The organism is Streptomyces sp. TM32, assembly GCF_004122755.1.
In the GTDB taxonomy this organism is placed as follows: Bacteria; Actinomycetota; Actinomycetes; order Streptomycetales; family Streptomycetaceae; genus Streptomyces; species Streptomyces sioyaensis.
The window spans coordinates 54,817-78,279 of record NZ_SDIG01000009.1 but is presented as its reverse complement, the minus strand read 5'-3'; the positions used below and the strand labels follow the sequence as shown (position 1 = coordinate 78,279).

General features: G+C 71.3%; 23 protein-coding genes. 13 read left to right on the top strand and 10 right to left on the bottom strand.

What is annotated here, in order from left to right; translation table 11 throughout:
• Nucleotides 1-28: 28 nt before the first annotated feature.
• From EST92_RS04200 to EST92_RS04185, 4 genes are read right to left on the bottom strand one after another with little or no spacing between them, the layout of a single operon-like run.
• Nucleotides 29-703 (bottom strand): urease accessory UreF family protein, encoded by a 675-nt coding sequence (locus EST92_RS04200; RefSeq protein WP_129279589.1) that lies wholly within the window; start codon nt 701-703, stop codon nt 29-31.
• A gap of 43 nt (nt 704-746) precedes the next feature.
• Nucleotides 747-2,468 (bottom strand): urease subunit alpha, encoded by a 1,722-nt coding sequence (locus EST92_RS04195; RefSeq protein ID WP_129243529.1) that lies wholly within the window; start codon nt 2,466-2,468, stop codon nt 747-749.
• Nucleotides 2,461-2,772, bottom strand: a complete 312-nt coding sequence (locus EST92_RS04190; RefSeq protein WP_129279575.1) for an urease subunit beta — start codon at nt 2,770-2,772, stop codon at nt 2,461-2,463. Before EST92_RS04190 ends, EST92_RS04195 begins: the two co-directional genes overlap by 8 nt.
• Nucleotides 2,773-2,789: 17 nt before the next feature.
• Entirely contained in the window at nt 2,790-3,092 is a 303-nt protein-coding gene (locus EST92_RS04185) for an urease subunit gamma (RefSeq protein WP_006608038.1), read from the bottom strand.
• Nucleotides 3,093-3,624: 532 nt separating this feature from the next.
• Here EST92_RS04185 and EST92_RS04180 point away from each other — a divergent pair.
• Entirely contained in the window at nt 3,625-4,569 is a 945-nt protein-coding gene (locus EST92_RS04180; protein WP_129279574.1) for a M28 family metallopeptidase, read from the top strand.
• Between the two features lie 39 nt (nt 4,570-4,608).
• Here the strand turns inward: EST92_RS04180 and EST92_RS04175 are convergent, their stop codons facing one another.
• The 4 genes from EST92_RS04175 to EST92_RS04155 all read right to left on the bottom strand — a co-directional run bounded on the left by EST92_RS04175 (nt 4,609) and on the right by EST92_RS04155 (nt 7,089).
• Nucleotides 4,609-4,923 (bottom strand): type II toxin-antitoxin system Phd/YefM family antitoxin, encoded by a 315-nt coding sequence (locus EST92_RS04175; protein WP_129243538.1) that lies wholly within the window; start codon nt 4,921-4,923, stop codon nt 4,609-4,611.
• A 237-nt stretch (nt 4,924-5,160) separates the two neighbouring features.
• Nucleotides 5,161-5,898 (bottom strand): STAS/SEC14 domain-containing protein, encoded by a 738-nt coding sequence (locus EST92_RS04170; RefSeq protein WP_129279573.1) that lies wholly within the window; start codon nt 5,896-5,898, stop codon nt 5,161-5,163.
• Between the two features lie 367 nt (nt 5,899-6,265).
• Entirely contained in the window at nt 6,266-6,712 is a 447-nt protein-coding gene (locus tag EST92_RS04160) for a CBS domain-containing protein (RefSeq protein ID WP_129279571.1), read from the bottom strand.
• A complete protein-coding gene (locus EST92_RS04155; protein WP_216849072.1) occupies nt 6,709-7,089 on the bottom strand; it encodes an OsmC family protein in 381 nt (126 codons plus the stop codon). The genes EST92_RS04160 and EST92_RS04155 overlap by 4 nt, the downstream gene beginning before the upstream one ends.
• A 529-nt stretch (nt 7,090-7,618) precedes the next feature.
• Between EST92_RS04155 and EST92_RS04150 the strand changes: the two genes are divergently transcribed.
• Complete coding sequence (locus EST92_RS04150; protein ID WP_129279569.1) at nt 7,619-8,521, top strand: universal stress protein; 903 nt, start codon at nt 7,619-7,621, stop codon at nt 8,519-8,521.
• Between the two features lie 304 nt (nt 8,522-8,825).
• A complete protein-coding gene (locus EST92_RS04145) occupies nt 8,826-10,406 on the top strand; it encodes an MFS transporter (protein ID WP_129279568.1) in 1,581 nt (526 codons plus the stop codon).
• Between the two features lie 160 nt (nt 10,407-10,566).
• On the opposite strand, the gene EST92_RS04140 is transcribed toward EST92_RS04145, so the two are convergent.
• A complete protein-coding gene (locus EST92_RS04140) occupies nt 10,567-11,094 on the bottom strand; it encodes a DUF2231 domain-containing protein (RefSeq protein WP_129279567.1) in 528 nt (175 codons plus the stop codon).
• Nucleotides 11,095-11,418: 324 nt separating this feature from the next.
• Nucleotides 11,419-12,291, bottom strand: coding sequence for a universal stress protein (locus EST92_RS04135; RefSeq protein ID WP_129279566.1), 873 nt, complete (start codon nt 12,289-12,291; stop codon nt 11,419-11,421).
• Between the two features lie 435 nt (nt 12,292-12,726).
• On the opposite strand from EST92_RS04135, the gene EST92_RS04130 reads away from it, so the two are divergent.
• The 10 genes from EST92_RS04130 (at nt 12,727) to EST92_RS04085 (ending at nt 23,456) form a co-directional block, all read left to right on the top strand.
• Nucleotides 12,727-15,378 carry a cation-translocating P-type ATPase gene (locus EST92_RS04130; RefSeq protein WP_129279565.1) on the top strand — a complete coding sequence of 884 codons (2,652 nt, stop codon included), beginning with the start codon at nt 12,727-12,729 and terminating at the stop codon, nt 15,376-15,378.
• A gap of 198 nt (nt 15,379-15,576) precedes the next feature.
• Nucleotides 15,577-16,083: a hypothetical protein gene (locus tag EST92_RS04125; protein WP_129279564.1), complete on the top strand. Its 507-nt coding sequence runs from the start codon at nt 15,577-15,579 to the stop codon at nt 16,081-16,083.
• Nucleotides 16,084-16,145: 62 nt separating this feature from the next.
• Complete coding sequence (locus tag EST92_RS04120; RefSeq protein WP_254068496.1) at nt 16,146-16,997, top strand: V-type ATPase subunit; 852 nt, start codon at nt 16,146-16,148, stop codon at nt 16,995-16,997.
• Complete coding sequence (locus EST92_RS04115) at nt 16,984-18,390, top strand: V-type ATPase 116kDa subunit family protein (RefSeq protein ID WP_216849071.1); 1,407 nt, start codon at nt 16,984-16,986, stop codon at nt 18,388-18,390. The genes EST92_RS04120 and EST92_RS04115 overlap by 14 nt, the downstream gene beginning before the upstream one ends.
• Entirely contained in the window at nt 18,387-18,809 is a 423-nt protein-coding gene (locus tag EST92_RS04110) for an ATP synthase subunit C (protein ID WP_129279562.1), read from the top strand. Before EST92_RS04115 ends, EST92_RS04110 begins: the two co-directional genes overlap by 4 nt.
• A gap of 2 nt (nt 18,810-18,811) precedes the next feature.
• Nucleotides 18,812-19,033 (top strand): V-type ATP synthase subunit F, encoded by a 222-nt coding sequence (locus EST92_RS04105; RefSeq protein ID WP_254068494.1) that lies wholly within the window; start codon nt 18,812-18,814, stop codon nt 19,031-19,033.
• On the top strand, nt 19,030-19,557 hold the full coding sequence (locus tag EST92_RS31520) for a hypothetical protein (RefSeq protein WP_129279560.1): 528 nt from the start codon (nt 19,030-19,032) through the stop codon (nt 19,555-19,557). Before EST92_RS04105 ends, EST92_RS31520 begins: the two co-directional genes overlap by 4 nt.
• Complete coding sequence (locus tag EST92_RS04095) at nt 19,545-21,341, top strand: V-type ATP synthase subunit A (RefSeq protein ID WP_254068492.1); 1,797 nt, start codon at nt 19,545-19,547, stop codon at nt 21,339-21,341. Before EST92_RS31520 ends, EST92_RS04095 begins: the two co-directional genes overlap by 13 nt.
• Nucleotides 21,342-21,405: 64 nt before the next feature.
• Nucleotides 21,406-22,821 (top strand): V-type ATP synthase subunit B, encoded by a 1,416-nt coding sequence (locus tag EST92_RS04090; protein WP_254068490.1) that lies wholly within the window; start codon nt 21,406-21,408, stop codon nt 22,819-22,821.
• The gene (locus EST92_RS04085) at nt 22,818-23,456 is read left to right on the top strand and encodes a V-type ATP synthase subunit D (protein ID WP_129279557.1); all 639 of its coding nucleotides are present in this window, start codon (nt 22,818-22,820) and stop codon (nt 23,454-23,456) included. Before EST92_RS04090 ends, EST92_RS04085 begins: the two co-directional genes overlap by 4 nt.
• Nucleotides 23,457-23,463 lie beyond the last annotated feature (7 nt).

Here is a 23,463-nt window from a genome sequence, read left to right as displayed (position 1 = left end):
GGCGCGCGGGTCCGGCGGGCCGGCGGGGTCAGGACGCGAAGAGTCGCACCGGCCAGGCCGCGTGCTGCTGGGCGGTGATGTCGAGCAGTGGCGCGGAGGCGGCCGGCAGCGCATCGGTCCCTTCGGCGACGACCCGCTCCGCGGCGTCGGCGCCCTGCTGGGCGATCCGGTCGACGTCGGCGGCGAGGCGGGCGAGCACAGCGGTGGCGTCGAAGGGGTCCAGGCTCAGCAGCCGGACGGCCGCGCCGGCCGGACCGCTGATGCTCTCGTAGGCCGCGGCGTGCGCGGCGTCCAGCGGCGCCAGGCCCGCGGACCGGGCGGCCAGGCCCAGCACGACGGGCTGGTGTGCACCGCGCGGACGGGCCGCGGCGAGCGCGTCGAGCGCGGCGCTCGGCCAGGTCGCGCGGGCGGCCCGCATCATCTGCCGGCCGAGCCGCCGGGCGACCTGCCGCAGCGCCGGTACGGGCGTCCGGGCGTCGGCGGCGTCATCCAGGAGGAGCGGGTCGTGACCGGCGGCAGCCGCGGCGGCGAGCCCGGCGGCAACCAGGCCGGCGGTGTGCAGCCGGCCCCGGCAGAAGGCCTCCAGGGTGGGGGCGTCCGTGATGCGCCCCGCGGTGACGGCCGGTTCGGCACCGCCCGAGTGGGCGTGCCCGCCGGCGGGGAACCGGCCGTCGGCGAGGACGAGCAGCGCGGCGCGGCTCATCGGTGGTCCGGGGCGTTCGTCGGGATGTTCCATCGGCGCCACATCAGAAGAGGAAGTACCGCTGGGCCATGGGCAGTTCGGCGGCGGGGGCGGGTTCGACCACCTCGCCGTCGATGGTCACCGTGAAGGTGTCGGGGTCGACCTGGACCCGCGGCAGGGCGTCGTTGTTGCGCATGTCGGCCTTGGTGACGCCGCGGGTGGAGCGGATCGCCTCGTAGCGCTTCGCCAGCGGGAGGCGTTCGGGGAGCGCGTCGTCAAGGGCCTGTGGGGAGACGAAGTTGACCGAGTTGCTGCCGGGCGCCTTGCCGGTGGCGCCGAACATCGGGCGGGGCAGCACCGGCTGCGGCGTGGGGATGGATGCATTGGCGTCGCCCATCTGCGCGTACGCGATCTGGCCGCCCTTGATGACCAGCTGCGGCTTGACGCCGAAGAACGCCGGGTCCCACAGGACGAGGTCGGCGAGCTTGCCGTCCTCGACGGAGCCGACGACATGGTCGATGCCCTGGGCGAGCGCGGCATTGATGGTGTACTTCGCGACATAGCGGCGGGCGCGGTGGTTGTCCGCACCGCCGTCGCCGGGCAGGCTGCCCCGGCGCCGCTTCATGACGTGCGCGGTCTGCCAGGTACGCAGCACTACCTCGCCGATCCGGCCCATGGCCTGGGCGTCGGAGGACATGATCGAGATGGCGCCGAGGTCGTGCAGGATGTCCTCGGCGGCGATGGTGGAGGGCCGGATCCGGGATTCCGCGAAGGCCAGGTCCTCGGGGACGGCGGGGTTGAGGTGGTGGCAGACCATCAGCATGTCGAGGTGTTCCTCGACGGTGTTGACGGTGTGCGGCCGGGTGGGGTTGGTGGACGCGGGCAGCACGTTGGGCTCGGAGACCATCGCGATCATGTCGGGGGCGTGGCCGCCACCGGCGCCTTCGACATGGAAGGCGTGGATCGAGCGGCCGGCGATGGCCGCGAGGGTGTCGCCGAGGAAGCCGGCCTCGTTGAGAGTGTCGGTGTGGATCGCGAGCTGGGCGCCGCTCTCCTCGCAGACGGTCAGGCAGGCGTCGAGGACGGCCGGGGTCGCGCCCCAGTCCTCGTGGATCTTGAAGCCGAGGATGCCGGCCCGCAGTTGGTCGCGCATCGAGGCGAGGGAGGTGGTGTTGCCCTTGCCGAGCAGTCCGACATTGACCGGCAGGGAGTCCATCGCCTCGAACATCCGGGCCACGTGCCAGGCGCCGGGGGTGATCGTGGTGGCCTTGCTGCCTTCGGCGGGGCCGGTACCGCCGCCGATCATCGTCGTGACGCCGGAGGCGAGGGCCTCGTCCGCCTGCTGGGGGCAGATGAAGTGGACGTGGGTGTCGATGGCGCCGGCCGTCAGGATCTTGCCGTTGCCGGCGATGATCTCGGTCTCGGGTCCGATGACCAGGTCGGGGTGGACGCCGTCCATGGTGTCGGGGTTGCCGGCCTTGCCCAGGGCGGTGATCCGCCCGTCGCGGATGCCGACGTCGGCCTTGACGATGCCCCAGTGGTCCAGCACGACCACGCCGGTGATCACGGTGTCGGGGGTGCCCTCGGCGCGGGTGGCGCGGGACTGCCCCATCGATTCGCGGATCACCTTGCCGCCGCCGAAGACGGCCTCGTCACCGGCCCGGCCGGGCCCGCCCGAGCGGTCCTCGGTGATCTCGATGACCAGGTCGGTGTCGGCGAGCCGGATCCGGTCGCCGGCGGTGGGGCCGAAGAGGTCCGCGTACGCCTGACGAGTGAGCTCAGCCATCGAGAGCGCCTCCGGTCTCCCCGCGCAGTCCTTCGACGATCCGCTTGCCCCCGAGGGGTACGAGTTCGATCTCGGTGGGGATGCCGGGCTCGAAGCGCACGGCGGAGCCGGCCGCGACGTTCAGCCGCTTGCCGTGTGCGGCCGCGCGGTCGAATTCCAGGCCGGGATTGGCCTCGGCGAAGTGGTAGTGGGAGCCGACCTGCACGGGGCGGTCGGCGGCGTTGAGGACGGTCATACGCGTGCGGGGGAGGCCTTCGTTGAGGCGCACCGGCTCGTCGGCATGGAGGATCTGTCCCGGGATCATCTTCGGCACTCCCGCGGTCAGTTGATGGGTTCGTGAACGGTGACGAGCTTGGTGCCGTCGGGGAAGGTGGCCTCGACCTGTACGTCGTGGATCATCTCCGGGACGCCCTCCATGACCTCGTCGCGGGTGAGCACCTTGCGGCCGGAGGACATGAGCTCGGCGACCGTACGGCCGTCCCGGGCGCCTTCGAGGATGTGCACGGTCAGCAACGCGATCGACTCCGGGTGGTTCAGCTTCACTCCCCGCGAGCGGCGCTTTTCGGCCACGTCGGCCGCCACATGAATCATCAGGCGTTCCTGTTCATGCGGGGTCAGTTGCATACGTACCACCTCACGGTCTTCCCACCCGGACACATTCACCCAGGTCACAGGCGTGGGCACACCTGTGCCGATAGATGTACCACGCAGTAATTAAAGGAGGAGCAAACCGACTTCCAGCACTTGGCCATCAAGAGCCCCACGTCAGGAGACTAGTTCGGCGGGATTTCGTCGGCGTTACAGCCAGGGACGCGTCGGCGCCCTTTCATACGGCCGACGTAACACCGCGGCAGCGCTCCGCAGCACGGCGCCACCACCGCCCGCCCGGGGACGGGCGCACAGCCCTCAGCCCCTCCCCTCCCCCTGGGGCACACAGGATCCCGTGGCGAAATCCACCCCTTGCGCACCGCGCGCGACCACAGAACAGATGACACCCACACACCACGAACCACCATCAACCACATCTAACGGGATACACCCCGCTCGGCGAACACGCCTGTCCGATATGCGCTCTTGACGGTTTGCAAAGTGATCGCAATTCTCATGTGCGCGTCAAAACGCTCCGCACCATCCCCCCACACCTGGAGCTCATACCGTGAAAAATTCGGCACGAATACGCCGGGCCGCGCTGGCCACGGGCGCCGCGACTTCCCTGGCCGCCACCCTCTTCACCGCGGCCGGCGCCCACGCCGACCCCGCCCCGGCGGACGCCCCGGACATCGACGTCAAGGCCGTCAAGGCCGACCTGGACCAGCTGCAGTCGATCGCCGACGCCAACGGCGGCAACCGCGCCCACGGCAAGGCCGGCTACAAGGCGTCCATCGACTACGTCAAGGAAAAGCTGGACAAGGCCGGATTCACCACCAAGGTCGAGGAGTTCGACAACGGCGGCGCCAAGGGCTACAACCTCGTCGCCGACTGGAAGGGTGGCGACGAAAGCAAGACCGTGATGGCGGGCGCCCACCTGGACTCGGTCCCCGCCGGCCCCGGCATCAACGACAACGGCTCCGGCTCGGCGGGCATCCTGGAGGTCGCCCTCGCGGTCGCCAAGTCGAACCTCAAGCCCACCAAGCACCTCCGCTTCGCCTGGTTCGGCGACGAGGAGGACGGCATGGTCGGCTCGAAGGCCTATGTCGACAAGCTCGGCGCCGACAAGTCGAAGATCGACTCGTATCTGAACTTCGACATGATCGGCTCGCCCAACCCGGGCTACTTCGTCTACGACGACGACACCCGCCTGGAGAAGGTCTTCAAGGACTGGTTCGCCACCAAGAACATCGCCACCGAGAAGGAGACCGAGGGCGACGGGCGCTCCGACCACGCCTCCTTCAAGGACGCCGGCATCCCGGTCGGCGGTCTGTTCTCCGGCGCCGACTACATCAAGACCGAGAAGCAGGCGAAGGCCTGGGGCGGCACGGCGGGCAAGGCGTTCGACGCCTGCTACCACCAGTCCTGCGACACCTCGAAGAACCTCGACGACAAGGCGCTGGACAACAACACCGACGCCATCGCGCACGCGATCTGGACGCTCAGCTCCTGAGCCGCCCGCACCCTCGCGCGGTCAGCTCCGGCTGACCCCTCAGTGCCCGCGACCCGGCCGCCGATCCCCGGCGGCCGGGTCGCGGTGTTCCGCGGCGATCCCGAACCGCCGCCGTTCGCCCGGAGCGGACGGGAGCGGCCGCACGGCCGAGACCGTGCTGATCACCTGCTCCTCTTCCGTGTCCTTCTCGCGCCGCCCCAGCTCTTCGAGAAGCTGCAGGTCAGCGGCGGACACCAGGGCCACCAGCGGCTTGCCGTGGCGGGTGACGACCACCCGCTCGCTGCCGTAGACGACTCGGTTGATCAGATCCGCCAGCTCCGCCCGGGCTTGCGTCACCGGAATTTCGTAGGCCATGGTCCTAGCCTATGTAATGTCCGCCTGGTCCGCCGTGGTCCGTGGCGACAGCGAATGTCCAGGTCAGAGGTCTCGCGTGCTCCCGTGCGCTCTCGTTACGTCCGCTTCCCAGCCGCAGCTCGGTAGAGCGCGACGGCGTCCTTCCTGAACTCCTCCGGATACGGAGACCTTGCGTCCCACCTGGACATCCCTCCCTGGACCATCAAGATCCATCGGCAGAGTGTCCACTCCGAAGGATCAGCCACGGCCTGCCCATGCGAGGGCATCATTGAGTTCGTCGTACGCGAACCGCCGCACTTCGGCTCGGACGAAGTGATTCGCAAGCTGGGGTACCAGGGCGGCGACCTTGCTGTCAGCCGCCAGTGCGATCTTCCTGACCTTCCGGTGATGGTCGCGAACGAACCGCACATGACGGATCAAGCCCCCGATATTCTCCCATCCGGGGAACTCACGCGCATGGATCACGACGCCGGCCAATTCGGCGTGCGTCCCGAGCCAGCTGTCCACGGTCAAGGCGACGGCATCGAAATCCTGTGCACGCAGGGCCTGTTCGACCTCGATCACGAGCACGTCGGACTCGGTCAGCCGGTGGGAGATACCAGGGCCCTCGGGAAGCGACGCCAGCCAGCGCAGGGCCTCGTCACGCTCCTGGCTTCCGAAGACGCGCACCGGACAGGTCATCAGAAAGCTTGCCAACCGGGTCGACTCACGGATCCAGCGCACATCACTGACGACCGCACACCCCTCGAACAGTCTCATGGCACCCATGCCGACCTTGAGGTCCTCCCAGGCAGCTGCGGGGGTGAGGGACGTGAACTCGGGGCCGATCTCGCACAGGATCCGAATGCGGCGGCCTTCCCTCCGAGCATCTTCGATGAGCGGCTCGACCACCGTCTGGTAGTCGTTCTTCGACACGGCTCCGATCGCCTTTACCGCGTCGACGCCGGCGGGTACGTCCGTGGCTCTCTCCAGCATGTCGCTCCCTCTCCGTGCACAGTGCGCCGTGCGGCCCGAGCGGAGGCCGGCACAGGGCCCAGCGCGACTCGGGTTCAATTTTTACAGACATTTCCCTTTTTGCAGACATTTCCCTTTCGAGTATGAACGGCCTCTATGAGGCAATACGCACATTCCGGTCACCGCCACGTGCCGCCGGAGTGGCGCTGATGTTCGTTCAAGGTTAGGAAGCAGGACGACGTCAGCGTGGCGAGCGGTCTCCGGAAGAAAGAGTTCGTTGCAGATGACGAGCGGGCAGGCGCGCGAAAGGGCCGGGAGGCTGCCCTCACCGTCACGGCGGCCGCGGGACGCCGCACCAGTGACCGCCGGCCACTCAGCCCTGATCCGTTCAGCCCTGATCCGTGGTACACGTCCCGGATGATCCCTCCAGCATGCTCCAGGAAACCGGGCCCAGCAGGTCACCCAACCGCTGGAAGACATCCAGGAGCAGGTCGTCCACGGCCAGCATGCCCACGGGCCGATGCCCGTCCAACACAGGCAGGCGGCGAACCCCGGAGTTGCGGAAGGTCCGGTATGCCACATGGATTTCGTCGGTCACGTCCACCGTGATCACGGGCCGGGTCATCACCGCATCCACCTGGTCCTCCGTACCCAGGCCCCCGGCCAGCATGCGCACCGCGAGGTCGCGGTCGGTGACGATGCCTCGCAGCGCCCCGCGGTCCGTGACGACCACGCAACCGACCCCGTACTCCTCCATCCGGCGGGCCACCTCCCGCAGTTGCGTCCCGAGCGGGACGGCCACCGCCGGAGCACTCATCATCTTCGAGATGTTCATCGGCCGTCTCCTCTTCCCGTTTCGGCCACGTCCACGTCGATCGACACCTCGGGCGGCCGCAGCAGCGAGTTGTGGACCGTGCAGTGGTGCACCACCGCGCGCAGCGCCTCCCTACGGGCCTGGGCCACGGGCTCGGAAGCCGGCACGCGGAGACGTATGCGCACCCGGGCGACCCGCGCCGGCCCGTCGTCCGCCATCTCGAAGTCCGCTACGGCGCCGAGGTCGCCGCGCGGCAGCCCGTGCCGATCCATGAAACGCCCCGCATAGAACGCCACGCACGAGGCGAGCGAGGCGACGAACAGCTCGACCGGTGTGGGCCCGTGGTCACTGCCGCCCGTATCGGCCGGCTGGTCCACGACCAGCTCGTGTCCGCCCACTCGGATGCGGTATGACTCCCCACCGGTGAAAGACACTTCGACTTCTCTGTTGCTCATTGCTGCCTCCACGGCCGCGGTCAGATCCTGCGTACCTGGGAGATGCGGCGGTTCAGCGGACCAGTACGTGCTCTCCGGAACGGGGCACGACCGCGGGCCGTCCCAGCGTGTGGTCGATCCGGTCCCTGGGGGCGGCCGACGCCTCGGGCTCCCGTGCAGGAGGGAGGTGACGTGTGGTGCCGGTGCGACGCGCAGCCGGCCCAGGATCCTGCGGCAAGGAACGGTTCATGACAAAACCTCCTGTCGCTGAGGCACACGGTGCCTGCTCCGCCTCCTACGGTGGCATCCAGGGCATCCGGGCAGACGGGGCCGATATGACCCGCGTGGGGACCGACCGGCCCCCAGGATTTCCCGAGGCCCCGGGACAGGGGCCGGTCGGCCCGCGAAAAGGCCCTGCAGCCCCTCACCGGGACCGTCCCCGCCGGGCCATCGTGGAAGCGGATCATTGAGCAGCTCGGACTGGAGGCGCACCATGACCCGCCCCGTGGCCGTCGGCCTGGACGGCTCTCCTGCCGGTCTCGCCGCCGCGGACTGGGCTGCCCGTGAGGCACTGCGCCGGGACCTGCCGCTGCGGCTCGTCCACGTCTGGGAGTGGCAGCCCTACACCCACGCACCGCTCGTGGGAACCGACGCACCCCGGCTGTGGTCCGAGCGCATTCCCCGTGAGGCCGCCGCGGAATTGCGTAATCGCTACCCGGAGCTGGAGATCGCCGCGGACCACCTCACGGGCCCGCCCCAGGAGGTGCTGTGCGATGTGGCCAGGGAATCCGAACTGCTGGCCCTCGGCAGCGGGGGCCTGGGCAGGTTGGCCGGGTTTTTCCTCGGTTCCGTCGCGATGTCCACCGTCGCGCACACCGAGCGGCCGGTCGTGCTCGTACGGGCCGGAACGACCGCCGTCGACGAGCACAGGCCGGCCACCGACGGACGGCAGCTGCGGGCGATGCCCTACCGCCCGGTGGTCCTCGGCCTGGATCTGAGCCGGCCCTGCCTTGACGTGATCCGGTTCGCCTTCGAGACCGCCGCGCTGCGGGCGGCCCCGCTGCGGGTGATCCACGGCTGGAATCCACCGGCCTTCTTCACCTATGGGGTCGGCGTGGACCCGGGCCTGCGGGCCGACATGGCGGCCCAGGAAACCGATGCGCTGCGGACCGCACTGCGGCGGTGGCAGGAGAAATACCCCGGCACCGACGTGATCGAGCAATCCGTGATCGGACAGCCCGCGCACCACCTGGTGGACGCCGGGGCCGAGGCCGGGCTCGTCGTCATCGGCAGGCGTGTCAACCGCCTCGCGGCCGGTCCGGCCCGCATCGGGCACATCACCCACGCCGTCCTGCACCACTGCCCGGCCCCGGTCGCTGTCGTCCCGCACGACTGACCTCGCGAGCAACGATGTGACCCCCGTTCGCCTCCCAGTGGGTCCTGGAATCCGGGTGACGAACGAAACCCCCTGGTCACACACCCGCTGACGACCGTCAGCCAAGATCCGCGCGACACACCCTGGGACACGACGCGTGCGGGTGCCCCGCGGGCCGACAACACGGGGGCCGATTGGTACGGACGGGGTGAATCGCGAAGGGCGCCAAGCGTGTGAGAAGGGGAGCCGCCCGACCGGTCCGTTACGCTCCGAGCGCGTTCGGGGAATGAGACCGCCACCGGGGACGGCAAAGGCCAGCGTCGTGATGAACGAACCACCCTCCAACAGTCCCGTCGCCGCGCACCGGTGGGTTTCGCTGGCCGCGATCTGCACCGCCGCGGGGATGGTCTGGCTCGCCTTCGGCGATCTCGGCGTGGCGATCCCCCAGATCGCGAACGAGTACAGCACCAGCCTGTCGAGCCTGCAGTGGGTGAACAACGCCTTCAGCCTCGTCACCGGTGCGCTCGTGATCGCCCTGGGCAAGTTCGGCGACCTCTTCGGCCGCCGCCGGATGTTGCAGCTGGGCGTCCTGCTGCTGGCCCTGTTCTCCGTGCCGGCCGCGCTCGCGCCGGACGTCAGGTGGCTGGTCATCGGCCGTGCGCTCATGGGGGTTGGTGCCGCGCTGATTCTGCCGGCCTCGCTCGCCCTCATCCCACCCGAGTTCTCCGGCAAGGCGGAGACCCTCGCGTTCGGAGTCTGGCAGGCGGTGGCCTGGGGCGGGCTGTCCATCGGGCCTGCGCTCAGCGGTGTGATCACCGTCGGCCTCGGCTGGCGCTGGCTGTTCTGGATCAACCTGCCGCTCGCTGCGCTCACGTTCGTGGTCGTTCAGGCCACGACCCCGGAGTCCCGCGACGAGAAAGCCACGCGCACGATCGACTGGCTGGGGCTGGTGGCCATCGTCCTGGCGGCCTTCGCCCTCCTGTACGCGCTCACCGAAGGGCCGAGCCTGGGCTGGGGAGACCCGCTGATCGTGGCGTTGTTCGTGGCGACCGTGGCGCTCTCGGTCGGGTGGTGGTTCATCGAACGGCGGGCGCCCGAGCCGCTCGTGGACCTCCGGCTGTTCCGGATCCGGTCCTACAACGGTGCCCTCACAGCCAACCTCACGATGAACTTCACCTTCGCCGGTCTCAGCTTCCTGCTCGTACTCTGGCTGGAGAACGCCCGCGGCTACAGCGCGGTGGAGGCCGGGGTGCTCATGCTGCCGGCGACCGTCGGGGTCTTCCTGTGCATTCCGCTCGGGGGCCGGCTCGACAACCGGTGGGGTGGGCGGCTGCCCTCGGTCGTGGGGCTCGTGGTGGCCAGCGCGGGCCTGTTCATCCTGGGCTTCCTCGGTACGCGCAGTTCGACGGCGTACCTTGCCGTCGCGCTCATTGTCATCGGGCTCGGTCTGGGGCTGGTGAGCACCCCCGTCGCCAACACGGCCGTCGGTGAAGTCCCGATCGACCTCGCCGGCGCCGCCGCAGGTGTGTTCAAGATGTCCAGCATGCTCGGCGGCGCGCTCGGAGTGGCCGTCCTCACCGCGATCGCCAGGGCGTTCACCACGCAGGAGGCCGCAGGCGTCGTCGACGCGTCGGGGCTGTCGCAGGCTCAGATCTCGCAGGTCCGGCAGGCGCTGGTGAACTCCTCGTCCTTCCGGGAAGCGATCGCGTCACTCCCGACCGATCTCCGGCACACCGTCATGCAGGCGGCGATCGAGGCGTTCTCGTCCGGCGTCGCCGACACCATGGCCATCACGGCCTTTCTGGCCCTGGCCGCGACGGTGGTCGTCTACTTCCTGTGGCCACGACGCAGGAAGGCCGCCGCGGGCGCCGCCGATCCCGGCCGGGCCTCCGAGGCGGGCCCGTAGGGCACGTCACGGCGGTCGGCTCAGTAGTGCCCATGCGCAGCGTGGCGGGTGTTCGACGCCCTGGGTCTCCAGCCGCTTGTCCATGGTGCCGGGAAGCCGACGTTGCACCGAGCACTGGGCCGGCCCCTGCGTGTCCGCTCCGGCGGCTGAGCCGATGGTGTCAGTCGGCGTCGCCCGTGGGGGTCTTGGAGAAGCCGTCATGCCAGGCGGCCTTCGCCCCGGAATCGCCGATCCGGTACACGTCCACGACAGCGCCCGATGCCACACCTATGGCCAGCGCCGCTGCCACGATGCGGACGACCAGTGCGGACCGGGAGGGGGCGGGCCGGGTCCGTTCCCCGGGGGCGGTCCCCGCCGCGGCCGTCCTGCGGTTCGTCCACCAGATCACCGTCGCCAGTACGAACAGGCCCGCAGCCCAGGGGAGCATTCCGTCGCCGAGTTCGGTGTGCCTGCGTACCAGGGCGTTGCTGTCGACGCGCTTCTCCAGCCACTCCCCCGCCTGCGTCGCCAGAGGCACGCTCGCCAGCGTCACCAGGGCCAGCAGCGGCAGCACCATCCCCATGCGCCGGGCGGCAGTCGGCCACATCGCGCCGACCACGACCGCCAGTGCGCTCAAGGGCACGAGCACGACGACGAAGTGCACGATCAAGACGTGTGCGGGCAGACCGTTGACAACGTTGAGGCTCATCGAGGCGTTCCTCCAGAAAGCGACCGTGCGGCGTCGGCTCGCGCGCGGTCTCCCAGCGCCGGCCGGTAGGGCGCGTCAGCCTGACACAGGAAGCTCTCAGCTTCTTCTGAATCCGCGTCCGGACTTGACAGCGCATCCGATCGTCGCGACCTGCGCCGATCCCCCGACGGACACGATCCCGAAGAGCCCCGGCGTTCATGGGCTCCTCGGTGTTGTCCGTCCCGATCGGGGAGCGGGTGGCGTCGAGCGCGGGGCGCTGACCCCGACGGCACCGCCGTCACCTTCTGGCGGATGCACCCGGAGCGTGCTCGTCGCCGTCTGCCGTCACTCGGCCTCTCCCGGGACGACCACCAGAGGGCCGGGGGCCATGTGCGAGAGGATGCGGCTGGTCGAGCCGAGTACCATGCCCCGGAATCCGCCCACCCCGCGTGACCCCACCACCAGACAGCGTGCTTCCGCGGCGGTCTCGGCCAGCTTGACCGGTGGGTTCCCCACGACTACCTCCTCTCGCACCACGACCTGCGGATACTTCTCCTGGTAACCGGCAAGTGCCTCCGAGACGTCAAGGAGGGACTCCTGAATGTCCTGGGGCCAATCACCGTGGCGTGAGCGCCGAACCTGTACCGCCAGCAGTTCCGCGCCCCATGCAGCAGCCTCCTCGAAGGCGAACGAGACCGCGGGGACCGAAGCCACGGAACCGTCCACTCCCACCATGACGGGACCGGACCGGGCCTCCTCGCGCGTCGGCTCCAGCGCGAGTACGACCGGGCACGGAGGGTGCCCCACGAGAGCGGGGCCGATCCGGCCGAAGGTGACGACCTCGCCCGGCCCGGATACCCGGTGGGCACCGACCACCAGCAGAGAGGCTTCCTCGGCAACGTCACGCAGCACGGCCGTCGGGCGGCCGTCAAGCAGTCGGGTGGTGATCTGCAGCCCCGGCACCCGCTTCGCTGCGGCTTCTCGGAGGTCGTCCAGCAACGCCTGCCCGGTAGCGCGGAAGTGCGAAGCCCACACCTGGTCGGGCGAGTCGTGCCGGTCTTTCGGAGCAGCACCGGCAGGCCACTCTTGAGCGTGTACCAAGCACAGCGACCGCCCTCGCCTGGTCGCTGCATCCGCAGCCCAGTCAACCGCTCCATGACTCTTCGCCGAGCGGGAGACTCCCACCACCACCGGGGCGCGCACCTCGTAGCTGCTCATGGTCCCTCTCCTTCCGGAGGCAGTTGCCGGGCGCGTCGGGCCGGTCCTGCTGCCTCTGCCACCGCCTGGCAGTGTCGTCGTGAGACGCCCTGAGCCGTCGACCACGGGCAGCTGCTCGGCCTTCTTCCATCGTCCTGGGCGCCCGGACGGCGCTCCACCCGGGGCGGGCCACCACCATGGGCTCGCCGCGAGGGTTTGGGTGGTACTCGGCCGCCCGTGAGGGAGCCCTGTGCTCACGAGCCTGCCTCGCCCCGATGCTCCGCAGGTAGGGCCGGGTGGCACCCGGCCCAGCCAAGTGGGCCCTGTCGGACGGAGCCGAGTCGAGCAGCGCCTCCGGGGGCCCGGGAGGCCGGCGCGGGAGCAGGAGCCGCCCCTGCCCGGTAGCCCGTGCGCGCGTAGCGTCGGTGACAGGTACGAACCGCCGAAGCGCCCGAGATGGAGGCCGGAGTGGGCGTCGAGGAGTCCAGGAGCGCCGCTGCCCCGGGGGGCCTGTCAGGGCACGAGGCTGCGCGGCGGCTGAAGGACATCGGTCCCAATGCTCTGCCGGCCCAGCCGCGCACTCCGGTGTGGAGGCGCGTGCTGCAACAGTTGCGAGACCCCCTGATCGTGGTGCTCCTGGTGGCCGCCGCGCTGACGATCGCCACCGGCGACTTCCGCGATGCGGCCGTCGTCCTGTTCGTGATCACCGTGAACACCGTGGTCGGCGTCGTCCAGGAAGTGCGGGCGGAGGAGGCCGTAGCGGCGTTGTCGGCAATGAGTGCGCCCGTCGCCAGGGTCGTACGGGACGGCGCGGAGCGATCCGTGGCGGCGGCCGAGGTGGTGCCGGGAGACCTGGTCCTGCTGGCCGAGGGCGACATTGCGCCGGCGGACGGTGACGTACTGGATGCGGCAGCGCTTCTGCTGGACGAGTCGTCGTTGACCGGCGAGTCCGTGCCGGTGGAGAAGGCTCCCGGCAGCGAACTGTCGCGCGGCACGGTGTCAGCGGGCACGGTCGTCGTCCGGGGCCACGGCCGCGTCGTGGTCACCGCCACCGGCACTCGGAGCGCCCTGGGCCGGATCGCATCGCTTCTGGGCACCGCCCCCGGTCTGACGCCCCTGCAGCGCCGGCTGGTGGGGTTCGGCCGCACGCTGGCGGTCGTCACGGTGGCGCTGTGCGCCGTGGTCCTCGCCCTGGGGCTGATCCGCGGGCAACCGGTGGAGCTGATGATCGTCGCGGCGATCAGCCTCGCCGTTGCCGCCGTTCCGGAGTCGCTGCCCGCTGTGGTCACGCTCGCCCTTGCCCTCGGAGCACGGCGTATGGCCGAGCGGCACGCCATCGTCCGCCGGCTGCCCGCCGTGGAGACGCTGGGGTCCATCACCGTGCTCGCCACCGACAAGACGGGCACACTGACCGAGGGCCGGATGGCCGCCGAGCAGCTCTGGACACCGCGCGGAGAGGCCACGGTCACGGGGACGGGCTACGCACCGGAGGGCCGCGTTCTGCGCGCCGGCCAGGCGGTCACGGCGAACGGCGCACCCGACCTCGCCGCACTGGTGAGTGCCGCGCTGCTCTGCAACGACGCCGCTCTGGAGCCCCCCTCGGACGGCAGGACGGAGTGGCAGGCACTGGGGGATCCCACCGAGGCAGCGCTGCTCGCGGCGGGTGCCAGGATGGGGCTGGACCGGGCGGCGCTGGACCGCGAGCTGCCTCGGGTGGACGAGGTCCCCTTCGAACCGGGTCGCAAGCGGATGACGACGGTGCACCACCGGCCGGACGGTGGACTGCACATCGTGTGCAAGGGCGCGCCGGAGTCGATGCTCCGGCCCGAAGTCCTGGCTGACGGGCCGGACCTGCTCGCGCGGGCGGCCACACGCGCCGAGGAGCTGGCGCGCGGCGGCCACCGGGTGCTCGCCCTCGCCACGCGCGACCTCGAGGCGCGATCAGAGCGTCCCGAGACCTGGGAAACACGGCTCTCCCTGCTCGGGCTGATCGGCATCCTGGATCCGCCCCGGGGCACCTCTGCCGCCACCATCGCCGCCTGCGAACAAGCCGGTATCGCCCCCGTACTCATCACCGGCGACCACCCCCTCACCGCCCGAGCACTCGCCGAACGTCTCGGCATCGCTTCGGGAGGCGGGACGGTCACCACCGGCGAGCAGATGCGGCAGGGCACAGCGGGCGAGCTGACCGGCATGCGGGTCTTCGCCCGGACCACGCCCGAGCAGAAGCTCGACATCGTCCAGGCATGGCGCGGGGCCGGCCACGTGGTGGCGATGACCGGCGACGGGGTCAACGACGGGCCTGCCCTGCGCAGAGCCGACATCGGCGTTGCCATGGGGAAGCGCGGCACCGAAGTGGCACGTCAGGCAGCCGATCTCGTGCTCGCCGACGACAATCTGGCCACGGTCGTCTCCGCGGTCGAGGAGGGGCGCCGCGTGTATGCCAATGTGCGCCGGTTCCTGCTCTACGCCCTTGCCGGAGGCACCGCGGAGATCCTCGTCATGCTCCTCGGCCCATTCCTGGGAATGCCGCTGCCCCTGCTGCCCGCCCAGATCCTCTGGATCAACCTGCTCACCCACGGCCTGCCCGGTGTCGCCCTCGGGGCGGAACCCGTCGACCCGGAGGTGATGCACCACCCGCCGCGCCCACCGGAGGAGAGCGTGCTGGGCGCCGGCCTGTGGCCACGCATCCTGGTCATGGGGGCCTTCGTCACCGCAGTCACCCTGGTGGCCGGGGTCTGGGCACGGGAGACCGGCCGTCCCTGGCAGTCCATGGTCTTTCTGGTCCTCGGCGCGACCCAACTGGGTGTCGCCATCGGCTCTCGTGCCCGACCGGGCAGCCTGGCCAACCCCTTCCTGCTGGTCGCCGTGGCCGCAGCCCTCTGCCTGCAGGCAGCGGGCGTCTATCTGCCACCGCTGCAAGCCCTGCTGGGCACGGAGCCACTGCCGCTCACCGATCTCGCGATCGCAGCCGGACTTTCCGGCCTCGGCCATGTCGTGATGCGCCTGCAGCGATGGCTGTGCCCGGAGCACCCACCTGGCACCGCCCCGGCCGACCGTGTGGGTGCGGTGTCGCGCACCGGTCCCATGAAGTGGCTGAGCAGGTGAGCCCGTGAGCGGTGGCACCCGCCGAGGAGGCCGGCAAACCCACCGTCTCCAGCAGAACGGCCACGGCACCGGGACTCACCACACCACGGGCGCACTGCCGTGCCGTCCAGCGCCGTGCCCGGGGACGGACCAACCCGGCGCGACACTGCCGTTCCCAGCATGGAGACTCGAATCAGGGGCTGACCTTGAGGAGAGTTCGTGGCCGGATTCCGGGATTTCCTGATGCGGTTCCGCCCGGCCGGCTCGCCCGGCCGGGCGGCGCCCGGGGGTGTGCCCGCGGACCGCTCCGCCGAGCTCACGGCCGAACTGGAGCCGTCGCTCGCCTTGCTGGAGCAGGCCGAAACAGCGGCACGGACCATACGTGAGCAGGCCACGCGCAGGGCGGCCGAGACTCGACGCGGAGCCGAGCGAGAGGCCGCGGAGATCGTTGCACGAGCACAGGCTCGCGCACACGGCATACGGGCGGAGAGCGCCGACCGGGTGCGCCGTGCTGCCGAGGCGGAGGCGGCGGAGCTGCTCGCCTCGGCGGAGCGCGAGGCGGCTGCGGTACGTCGGCGGGCCGATGCCCGGATGCCCGTCCTGCTCGACCGTGTGTCGGCACTCGTGACCGAGGAACTCGAGGAGGCGGGTACGGGTGCCCGGAAGGCGACCGACGCGCGCGGGGCGTCCGGGGAAGGGGGCCCGCGATGGGCGGCGGATGGGTAGCCGGTGTCACCCGGGCCAGGGCCATGTTGTCCCGGTGCCTTGGAGCCGGCGGTGCCCGGGACGTGGCTGCGGGGCCCACGCTCGACGATGCCGTCCGCTACCTGGGAGCCACGGCCTATCGGCACGACCTGCGCCCCGATATGTCCCTGGCCGATGCTCAACGGGCGGTCGGAGCGACCCTGTTGTGGCATCTGCGGGTGCTGGCGGGCTGGCAGCCCCGGAGTGGTGCAGAAGCCGTCCGTCTGCTCGCCGCCGGGTTCGAAATCGCCAACACGGAGGAGCACCTCCGCGCGGTGGGGGGAGCCGGACTCCCCCGGCCCGCCCGTCCATACCAGCTCGGCACGCTGGCGACCGCCTGGCCACGGCTCTCCCGGACGGCCTCACCTCCGGAGTTGCGGGCCGCGCTCGCCGCTTCCGTGTGGGGCGACCCCGGAGCCGAGTCGCCGGCGGCGGTGGCCGCCGGAATGCGGGCGGCCGCCGCCGTGCGGACGGCGGCCGCCCTGCCGGAGGCCGCGCGCTGGGCAGCGGGCCGCATGGCGCTGCTGGTCGGCCGCGAAGTATTCGTCGTCGGCCGCCGCATGGCAGAGCCGGCTGCCCGGCGTGCGGGCCGGCTGCTGGGCTCGGCGGCGGTACGCGCGGCCTCGTTCGCCGACTTCCGGCAGCATCTGCCGGTCACGGCACGCTGGGCGCTGGACGGGATCGACGAGGCGGCGGACCTGTGGCGGGCAGAGGCACGCTGGTGGGACCGGCTGGAACAGGACGGGGCCGAGCTGTTGCGCGGGTCCCGCTGGGGCTCCGGTCCGGTGGTCGGTGCCGTGGCGGTACTGTCCGCGGATGCCTGGCGGGTGCGGGGGGCGTTGGAACTCGCCGCCCGCGGCGGCAGACCGACAGGGGTGTTCGATGCTCCTGCCTGAGGCCGTGACCCCCGTCCGCATGCAGCGCGTGGCGATCGTCGCCCCGCGTGAGGCCTTGCGGGAAACCCTCGTCAAGATCGCCGAAGCAGGCTGCGTCGAGATCGACCGGATCGACGAGGGCAGGCCTGGAGCGCCGGGATCGGCCACCCGACGGATGCAGCGTTCCCTGACCGAGGTGACGAGCCCCGTCCTCAGCCCCGTCCCGCCCGACCTCGACGCACTGGAGCAGGCCGGGCGTACGGATCTGCTGGCGGGCGAGGCACAGCTGGAGGAGCGCCTCGCCGGCACGGTCCGGCACGGGGCCGTCGCGGCACTCGCCGGATGGTGCCCCGCAGCCGAAGTCCCCGCGACGGCCGAGCGCATCGCCGGAGCCGGGGGCGCGCTGGTGCCGCTGCGGGCGCCGCGCGGAATCGACCCGCCGACCATGCTGCGCAGCGCCGGCGCCGTGCACCATTCCTTTGCGCCCTTGGTCCGGACGTACGGGACCGTGCCCTACGCCGACCTCGATCCCACCCTGCCCGCCGGCCTCGTCTACGTGCTGATGTTCGGCGTGATGTTCGGCGACGCCGGGCACGGCGCACTGCTGCTGCTCGCCGGGCTGCTGCTGCGTCTTGGCCGCCCCCGCCGCGTGGCGTCGCTCCGCGCGCTCTGGCCGTTCATCGCCGGAGCCGGGCTGGCCAGCATGCTGGCAGGTGTCGCCTACGGCGAATTCTTCGGCCCGACCGGGGTGCTGCCGGTGCTGTGGCTGAACCCCCTGGACGAGCCCGTACGGCTCCTCGCCTCAGCGGTCGGTCTCGGTGCCGTGCTGCTCGTGCTGGCCTACGGGGCCGGGATCGTCAACCGCTGGCGGGAGCACGGGGCGGCGGGGGCTCTGTACGCGGCCTCCGGCATCGCGGGGTCGGCACTCTTTCTCGGCCTCGCCCTGACCGTTGGCGCGCTCTCTCTGGGCCGCACCGGCTTCGCGCTCACAGGGGCGGCGGTCGCGCTCGTGGGTCTCCTCCTGGCCGGGTACGGCCTGTACGCGACGACTGCCGGGGGCGTGGGCGGCGCCGCCCAGACCGGTGTCCAGCTCTTCGACGTGGTGGTGCGGCTGGGATCGAACGTCGTCTCGTTCGCGCGGCTGGCGGCCTTCGGGCTCACCCATGCCGCGCTCGGCGCGATCGTGTGGGAAGGCACCACGGGGCTGGCGGGAATGGGCGGTGTGGCGCTGGTCGCGGCCGTCGTCGTCTTCGTCGTGGGCAACGCCCTCGCCTTCGCGTTGGAGGCCCTGATCGCCGGCGTTCAGGCGTTGCGTCTCGAATTCTACGAACTGTTCTCGCGCGTCTTCGAGAGCCAGGGCCGTCCCTTCCGTCCCTGGCACCTGCCCGTACAGCACACGGAGGTGTCGCAGTGATCACGTGGCTCATCGCTCTCCCCGTCGTCGCGGTGGTCTTCGCCGTCACCCGGGTGCTGCTGCGCCGCACCGGCCGGACGGCCCTGCGCTGGGTGGTCGCCGCCGATGCGCTCCTGCTCGTGGGCGCGGCCGCACTGCTGGCCGTGGCGCTCAGTGACGGATCCGCGCAAGCCGCCAGCACCGCGACGGCCGCTCAGAACTCCGGCTCCGGCTCAGCCGCCCTGATCGGTGCCGCGATCTCGGTGGCCGGGGCATCGATCGGGGCGTCGATCGCCGTCGCCTACACCGGAGCCGCGGCGCTGGCGGCGCTCAGCGAACGGCCCGAACTCTTCGGCCGGGCCATGGTCATCGTCGGGCTCGCGGAAGGCATCGCCATTTACGGCCTGGTCGTCGCGATCATTCTCATCGGAAAGGCTTGACCATGGGACGCGTGGCCGCGATCGGCGAGCAGGTACGGGTGGCGGGGCTGGCCCTGGCCGGAGTCACCGTCCTCGTCGCCGAGGAGCCCGACGTGGTCCGCGCGGCATGGCGGGACGTGCGGGAGGAGGCCGGCCTGGTGATTCTCACCCCTGCGGCGGCCGACGCCCTGGGCCCGGCGGTGCTCGATCGCATCCCGCCGCTCACCGCGGTGCTGCCGCCATGAGGACGCCGGTCCCCGGCGAAGCCGGTGCCGCGCTCGAACCGGTGCGTACCGAACTTCTCCGGGCTGCCCACGCCGAGGCCCGGGCTCTGCTCGCCGCGGCGGACCGCGAGGCCGCGGACCTGCTGGACGCCGCTCGGGCCGAAGGAGAGGCGATCTTGGACGCCTCCCGTCGGCAGGGCGAGGCGGAGGGGCGGGCTGCCGGGCGTGCGCTGCTCATCCAGGCCCGCCGTACTGCCAGGGCCCGCGAGCTGGGTGGGCGCAGAGAGGCATACGAGCAGCTTCGTCTGCACGCCACCGAACGCGTCCGGGCGTTGCGGGACACGACCGGCTACGACGCTGTGCTCGACCGGCTGACCCGGCGCGCCCACCTGCTTCTCGGACCGGACGCGGACGTCACCGAGCACCCCGACGGCGGTGTGGTCGCTCATGCCGCGGGGCGGAGCGTGGACTGCACTCTGGATGCCGTCACCGCGCACGCACTGGACCGGATCGGTCCCGAGGCGGAGACGCTGTGGGCGCCGTAGGGGCGTCATCCGAAACGGCTCTCGGGGCGCGGTCGCCCGAGACGGCTCTGCGGCACGAGCCGTCCGGGCAGTCCTGCCGCATCCTGCGCGTCGCCGGCCCTCTGGTGGAGATGGAGTACGCGGACGGGACCGCGATGTATGACCTGGTCTCGCTCGGCGAGGCCGGGCTGCCCGGCGAGGTGGTGGCGATCAGCAGCGGCACCGTCACCGTCCAGGCATACGAGTACACAGGAGGACTTGCTCCTGGCGATACCGCGTTCCCGCAGGGAAGCCCGCTCTCGGCTCGGCTCGGTCCTCAGTTGCTCGGCGGAATCTTCGACGGTTTGCTGCGCCCGCTGTCCGGCGCCGGGGAATGGCTCCTCCCGGGCGCCGCCCGGGCCGGGGACGGTGAGCGCGCCTGGTCGTTCATCCCGAAGACAAGCACGGGGACACGGATCTCGGAGGGCGAAGTCCTGGGCGAACTCCGGGGGGCGGGGCCGGTACGGGTACAGGTCCTCGTGCCACCGGGCTCCGGTGGGGTGGTGGAGCAGATCTCCGCAGAGGGCTCCGTTCCGCAGGACGCAGTGGTGGCTGTGGTGGGCGGCACCGAGGTACGGACCGGCACCTCATGGCCCGTCCGGCGGCCGCGACCGGTACGCGAGCGCAGCCGCGACCAGGAACCGCTGAACACCGGGCAGCGCGTGATCGACCTGCTCTTTCCGGTCGCCCGGGGCAGCACGGTGGCCGTGCCGGGCGGTTTCGGCACCGGGAAAACCGTCCTGCTGCAGCAGATCGCCAAGTGGTGCGACGCCGACGTGATCGTGTACGTCGGCTGTGGGGAACGGGGCAACGAGATGGCCGACGTCATCACCGAGCTCTCCGCCCTGGAGGACCCGCGCACCGGCGGACGGCTCGCGGACCGGACGGTGACCGTCGCCAACACCTCCAACATGCCGATGATGGCGCGCGAGGCCAGCATCTACACGGGCGCCACGGTCGCCGAGTACTTCCGGGACATGGGGCTCGACGTCGTCGTCATCGCCGACTCGACGTCGCGGTGGGCCGAGGCGCTGCGGGAGTTCGCCTCCCGCACCGGCGCGCTCCCCGCGGAGGAGGGGTATCCCGCGGGCCTCGCTTCGGCGATCGCCGCGTTCTACGAGCGGGCGGGAGCCGTGACCACGCTGGGCGGGGCCCGGGGCTCGGTCACCGTGATCGGCGCGGTGTCCCCACCCGGTGGTGACCTTACCGAGCCGGTCACCGCGCACACCGAGCGGTTTGTGCGCTGCCTGTGGTCGCTGGACCGTGATCTCGCCTATGCCCGCCACTACCCGGCCGTCTCCTGGTCGGGTTCCTTCTCCCGTGACGCGGCGGCGCTCGGCGCCGGGCAGGCAGCCACGGGGGATCCGGCCTGGCTCACCCGGCGCAACCGCGTCGCCGCTCTTTTGGACGAGGCGGACCGGCTGGCCGATCTCGTCGACCTGATCGGTATCACGGCCTTGCCTGCTCAGGAGCGCATCAGCGTCCTCGCGGGGAGGCTGGTGCGCGAGGCGGTGCTCCAACAGAGCGCGCTGTCCCCCCAGGACGCGTACTGCGCCGCGGACAAGACCGCGGCCCTGGTCGATGCGGTGCTCGCGGTCGTCGACCGCTGCCGTGAGCTGGTCGCTGCGGGCGTGCCGGCGGCCGCTGTCGAAGAGGTGGACTTCGGGCCGGTGGTGCGCGCACGCGAGGAGGTCGGGCCGCATGACGCCGCGGGAGTGGCGGCTCGACGGGAGACCGTGCTCGCCAGGCTCCGGGAGGTGCGGTGAACGGCCACGGCGCGCCGGACCGCCGGCGCCTTTCGGTGGTCGGGCGCGCGGGAGGAGACCGGCGGTGACCGTCTGGGGCGAGATCGAGTACACGGCGGTGCGCGAGCTGCGTGGTCCGCTCACCGTCGTGGAAGGAGTGTCAGGGGTCGGCTGGGACGAGTTCGTCCGGATCACCATGGACTCGGGCGAGCAGCGGAACGGCCTCGTCCTGGAAGTGGACCGGGGAACGGCCGTCGTACAGGTCCTGGAGGACACCACCGGCATGGACCCGGGCGGCCTCCGGGTGGCCTTCGCCGGAGCACCGCTGCGCATCCCGGTCGGGCCGGGGTGGCTGGGCCGGGTCTGCAACGGCCGCGGCGAGCCCATCGACGGCGGGCCGCCGGTCTTCGGGAAGGCCTACGCGGCGGTGAGCGGCAGCCCGATCAATCCGGTGCGGCGCGAACCACCGTCCGAACCGGTGCTCACCGGCGTCGGTGCCGTCGACGGGCTGACCACCCTGGTGCGGGGGCAGAAGCTGCCGGTGTTCTCCGTGGCCGGGCTGCCGCACCTTGAGCTCGCTGCTCAGATCGCCGCCCAGGCCACCGCGGGTGGCGAGGCGTTCAGTGTGGTCTTCGCCGGGATGGGCCTCACGCATCCCGATGCCGCCTTCGTACGCGACGCCCTGGAGGAGCGCTCGGCGGCAGGCGAACTGGTACTGCTCCTCAACACCGCCGACGACCCGGTCATCGAACGGATCCTCACCCCGCGCGTCGCGCTGACCGTCGCCGAGCACCTCGCGTTCACCGACGGGCGCCATGTGCTCGTGGTGATGAACGACATGACCAGCTACGCCGAGGCGCTGCGTGAGGTCTCCGCCGCCCGCGGCGAGATCCCGGCGCGCCGCGCCTATCCCGGCTACCTCTACAGCGACCTCGCCTCGCTCTACGAACGCTGCGGGAAGATCCGCGGCCTCCCTGGTTCCGTCACCGTCATGCCGGTGCTGACCATGCCCGCGGGCGACATCACCCATCCGGTCCCGGACCTGACCGGCTACATCACCGAGGGACAGATCGTGCTGTCGCGCGAGACGCACGCCCGGGGTGTGTACCCGCCCGTGGACGCTCTTTCCTCGCTGTCCCGCCTGATGCGCAAGGGCGCCGGTCCCGAGCGCACCCGCCTGGACCATCTGGATGTCGCGGCGCAGCTGCTCGCCGCCCTCGCCCGGGCACGGCAGGTACGGGAACTCGCCGACCTGGTGGGACAGTCGGGGCTCAGTGCGACCGACCGCCGCTACCTCGACTTCGACGAGGCGTTCCTGCGGCGCTTCATGAATCAGCGCAGCAACGAACTGCGCACGCTGGATGAGACGTTGGAGGGCGCCTGGCAGGTGCTGCTCACGCTCCCTCGCAGCCAGCTCTCCATGCTGCCGGCCGGTCTGCTCGACGCACACGGGGCGCAGGAGACAGGGGCGGGGAACGTCGAGCGAGGGACGGGAGAATGACCTCCGTGGCCCGTACCCCGCCCTCCCGGGCCGGCCGCCTGCGCCTTCGGCACAGCCTGGACGTCGCCCTGCGCGGAGCCGACCTCCTCGAACAAAAGCTGCGCATCCTGCGTATACGTCACCAGCTGCTCCGCGAAGCCGAGCAGACCTGTGCCGGACGTTGGCACGACCAGGCGAGGCAGGCGGAAACCTGGCTGCTGAGAGCAGTTGTCCTGGGCGGTGAACAGGCCCTGGCCACAGCGGCAGCGGGTGCCGGCATCGCGGACATCACCGTCCACGAGACGTCCACCGTGGGACTGCGGCATCCGTCCGGAGCCTCCTGCACGGTCCCGGACCGGGCTCCCGCCTCGGCCGCACCGGGCAACACAGCCCTGGTACACGCCGAGGCGGCCTACCGTGAGGCGGTGCGGGCGGCTGCCGAGTACGCCGCCGCGCAAGCCGCGGCCCGGATCGTCGGCGCGGAATTGCTGAGCACCCGTCAGCGGGTCCGCGCCCTGCGACGCCACTGGATCCCCCGCCTGGAAACCGCGCTCGTCCGAGTTGGTCTCGCACTGGAACAGAGTGAGCACGAGGATGCGGTACGACGCCGGTGGGCCGCACGGCAGGCCGCAGAACGCGGGACCACCCGGGGGTGAGCACCAC

Excerpts from the sequence above, each read along its gene's own strand:
- EST92_RS04200 (WP_129279589.1), bottom strand. The coding sequence starts at position 703 with ATGAGCCGCGCCGCGCTGCTCGTCCTCGCCGACGGCCGGTTCCCCGCC.
- EST92_RS04195 (WP_129243529.1), bottom strand. The coding sequence starts at position 2,468 with ATGGCTGAGCTCACTCGTCAGGCGTACGCGGACCTCTTCGGCCCCACC.
- EST92_RS04190 (WP_129279575.1), bottom strand. The coding sequence starts at position 2,772 with ATGATCCCGGGACAGATCCTCCATGCCGACGAGCCGGTGCGCCTCAAC.
- EST92_RS04185 (WP_006608038.1), bottom strand. The coding sequence starts at position 3,092 with ATGCAACTGACCCCGCATGAACAGGAACGCCTGATGATTCATGTGGCG.
- EST92_RS04175 (WP_129243538.1), bottom strand. The coding sequence starts at position 4,923 with ATGGCCTACGAAATTCCGGTGACGCAAGCCCGGGCGGAGCTGGCGGAT.
- EST92_RS04170 (WP_129279573.1), bottom strand. The coding sequence starts at position 5,898 with ATGCTGGAGAGAGCCACGGACGTACCCGCCGGCGTCGACGCGGTAAAG.
- EST92_RS04160 (WP_129279571.1), bottom strand. The coding sequence starts at position 6,712 with ATGAACATCTCGAAGATGATGAGTGCTCCGGCGGTGGCCGTCCCGCTC.
- EST92_RS04150 (WP_129279569.1), top strand. The coding sequence starts at position 7,619 with ATGACCCGCCCCGTGGCCGTCGGCCTGGACGGCTCTCCTGCCGGTCTC.
- EST92_RS04145 (WP_129279568.1), top strand. The coding sequence starts at position 8,826 with ATGAACGAACCACCCTCCAACAGTCCCGTCGCCGCGCACCGGTGGGTT.
- EST92_RS04140 (WP_129279567.1), bottom strand. The coding sequence starts at position 11,094 with ATGAGCCTCAACGTTGTCAACGGTCTGCCCGCACACGTCTTGATCGTG.
- EST92_RS04135 (WP_129279566.1), bottom strand. The coding sequence starts at position 12,291 with ATGAGCAGCTACGAGGTGCGCGCCCCGGTGGTGGTGGGAGTCTCCCGC.
- EST92_RS04130 (WP_129279565.1), top strand. The coding sequence starts at position 12,727 with ATGGAGGCCGGAGTGGGCGTCGAGGAGTCCAGGAGCGCCGCTGCCCCG.
- EST92_RS04115 (WP_216849071.1), top strand. The coding sequence starts at position 16,984 with ATGCTCCTGCCTGAGGCCGTGACCCCCGTCCGCATGCAGCGCGTGGCG.
- EST92_RS04105 (WP_254068494.1), top strand. The coding sequence starts at position 18,812 with ATGGGACGCGTGGCCGCGATCGGCGAGCAGGTACGGGTGGCGGGGCTG.
- EST92_RS31520 (WP_129279560.1), top strand. The coding sequence starts at position 19,030 with ATGAGGACGCCGGTCCCCGGCGAAGCCGGTGCCGCGCTCGAACCGGTG.
- EST92_RS04085 (WP_129279557.1), top strand. The coding sequence starts at position 22,818 with ATGACCTCCGTGGCCCGTACCCCGCCCTCCCGGGCCGGCCGCCTGCGC.